This window comes from Nostoc sp. UHCC 0251 (assembly GCF_034932245.1).
Classification (GTDB): Bacteria; Cyanobacteriota; Cyanobacteriia; order Cyanobacteriales; family Nostocaceae; genus Nostoc.
This window is the reverse complement of sequence record NZ_JAYGHD010000245.1, coordinates 1-2,398: the sequence shown is the minus strand read 5'-3', so window position 1 is coordinate 2,398 and position 2,398 is coordinate 1. Positions and strand designations below refer to the sequence as shown.

Annotated in this window: 4 protein-coding genes; 1 reads left to right on the top strand and 3 read right to left on the bottom strand. The window is 43.5% G+C overall.

Translation table 11 applies throughout. From position 1 onward, the window contains the following. Positions 1-396: 396 nt before the first annotated feature. Genes VB740_RS17900 through VB740_RS17890 form a run of 3 tightly spaced genes read right to left on the bottom strand, consistent with a single transcriptional unit; the run spans position 397 to position 1,742 of the window. On the bottom strand, positions 397-981 hold the full coding sequence (locus VB740_RS17900; RefSeq protein ID WP_323201305.1) for a hypothetical protein: 585 nt from the start codon (positions 979-981) through the stop codon (positions 397-399). Between the two features lie 12 nt (positions 982-993). Continuing rightward, positions 994-1,359, bottom strand: a complete 366-nt coding sequence (locus VB740_RS17895; protein ID WP_323201304.1) for a hypothetical protein — start codon at positions 1,357-1,359, stop codon at positions 994-996. Continuing rightward, positions 1,335-1,742: a hypothetical protein gene (locus VB740_RS17890; RefSeq protein WP_323201303.1), complete on the bottom strand. Its 408-nt coding sequence runs from the start codon at positions 1,740-1,742 to the stop codon at positions 1,335-1,337. The genes VB740_RS17895 and VB740_RS17890 overlap by 25 nt, the downstream gene beginning before the upstream one ends. Before the next feature lie 235 nt (positions 1,743-1,977). Here VB740_RS17890 and VB740_RS17885 point away from each other — a divergent pair, with 235 nt between their 5' ends. Continuing rightward, positions 1,978-2,361 (top strand): hypothetical protein, encoded by a 384-nt coding sequence (locus tag VB740_RS17885; RefSeq protein ID WP_323201302.1) that lies wholly within the window; start codon positions 1,978-1,980, stop codon positions 2,359-2,361. Positions 2,362-2,398 lie beyond the last annotated feature (37 nt).

The following is a 2,398-nucleotide window of genomic DNA, read 5'->3' as shown; positions in this document are numbered from 1 at the left end:
GAAAAATCAAGAAAAGTAAATATGAGTGGGGATACAAATAAATTTCTGACTCACTACACCCAACCCAGGATTTGTATGATGTCTGCTCTGTTTTAAATGGACTAACAACTCTGGAAGCGGAAACGTTACTTGAAGCTTTACAGCATCAAATTCGATGGGGCAATGCCCAGAAATTAGCGAATTGATTGGGTAAGAAAGATGGAAATATATTTAGTCTTTGTAGACGCAATTCAGAACAGTAATAAATTCTGGTCTGCCAACTCTCAAATTGTCAACAGCTAGCGATTCAGGGTTTAATAATAGCGATCGCACTTTCTACCATGTTGATGGGTTGGGCAGTACGCGGGTGTTGACTGATTCAACTGGTAATGTTATTAGTACGTATAATTACGAAGCTTACGGAGAATTTTTAATCACGATCTGCAAAGCAGGATCATTCTCCCAACATTCTGCAAGAAACTCAAAATCAGGTTTTTCCCCAAGTATCCCTGCCATCTTCAGTTTTTCCATCCGCAGAGGTCGCGCCTTAGACCGAGCAACGACAGCCTCATGCGACCATTTTTCAGCACTGGAGACAGGCGCGGCGGAACAAGTGCCTTCATGATCTGCTTTGACTTCTACACCCGAAACCGAGTTTTCAGCTAACAACGAAGCGGAATTACTTTGTTCTACTTGCCCCTGTGTTTGATTAGCGATCGCAGAATTTAAAGATTTCTCATTTTGAGCAACGGGCGCAGCGGAACAAATACCCTCATGAGGGAATATCGCTTCAACACTACAGTCCTGGTCTTCAGCCAGCAACGAAGCGGGATTACTTCGTGTAGCTTCCACAAGCGCTAACGTCGTACAGTCCATTGTCGTAGGCAATTCTTCAAGTTCTGACGCGCTTTCAGTACGTTGAGGCGATGCGTCCGCCAAGGGCGCATGAGCCGTCTCCTCTTCACGCGGATTTTCGGTTGGCGCGTCAGAACCAACTACCATACCAACAACCAACTAAGGTTGTTGGTAGGTAGTTAACGGGTAGTTAAAAACGTTGTTAGATTTTTGAAACCCTTGCAAGTGTTCACTTTTTTGACCATTCTTTTGGAATGATTCCAAATCAGGCTGGATTTGTTCCACGCCAGGGTAATTTTCATTCCGTCCGGGCGCATTTGTTTTCTCCCCGACGTGGACGGCTTTCTCGTCACAAGAATTGGTTTCCCCAGACGTGGACGATTCCCAATAAAAGCGATTGTAATAACCGTGAAGATTGCGGACACGGTAGCTAATCAATCCAGGTCTACCAGAAGGCAAACGACCAAACACCTCCTCAAACTGAAACAATCCTTGGGCAGTCAACGCCGCACCTGCTTTTTGCAAAGATTTGTAGGTGAGGTTAGTATCGAGTTTGTGGGCAGCCCCGCCAAATTCGCCTGCGATGTAGGTTCACTACCTAAAATTAGCGCTGCTGCCTCCAATGCCTGGGTATTGTTCATTGCATTGGCTAAGTTTTTCAAAGCCATATTTTCTTCTTTCTGTTGTTTGAAAAGTCGTTGCAGAGATTGGATTTGTTCTTGTACTTGTTCTTCTGCTCTGGCTATGGCCTCTGTTTGCAAACCAATCCTTATTTCTTGGGAAAGTCGCTCTAACTCTTGCTGATGCTGTTCTTTAATTTGGGCAATTGCTTCAGTATATTCTGGTGGATAAGTCTGCTCTCTGGGAAAGGGAACGCTGGCAGCATCTAAATCAGCATTGTTGATCAACAGCCTCTCACAATCAGCAAAGGTAACAATTTGTTGCCAGCGATTCGGTGCATCTGCCTCAATGGTTCCCTCTTCTCCATAACGAGGATGTGATTGTGATGAGATAGTGACAGAATTAAATTATTACCAAAGAAAAGTTGATACCCCTCTGTGGAATGTAGTGCAACCTATAACAGAAGCTTATCATACGTTCACTGATATAGATGCGATTAAAACTACATACTGATGACGACAAATGACTAATAATCAACAAATTGCTTACCCTCTGATTCAACAAGAGCATATTAAACGTCTAGGCACAAACAAATTAGTCCTGCTCCCTACTTACCGTCAACAAAAGCCTCTTGTAAGAAATCCGAGTTTGAGTGTTCGGATTTTAAACACAATCGCGGTTGCCTCTATTGCCAGTAGTTGCTTGTTTGGGATAGGCACACTTTCCTGTTGGGGTTTAGAAGTTATTGAGGCGAACACAAAATCAATTTCCCAGAGCAAGCAATATGAATGGCAGATACGAAAACATATCTGCTTGGGCTGGATGCTTGTCGGGTTTTCCAGCTTTGTTGCTAGCGCTTCATTTGATGAAAAGCCTCAGCGACAAACCAATAGACTTGTCGCTTAATAAAGCCCTAAATAGCTCAAAACCTTATACAGCATAG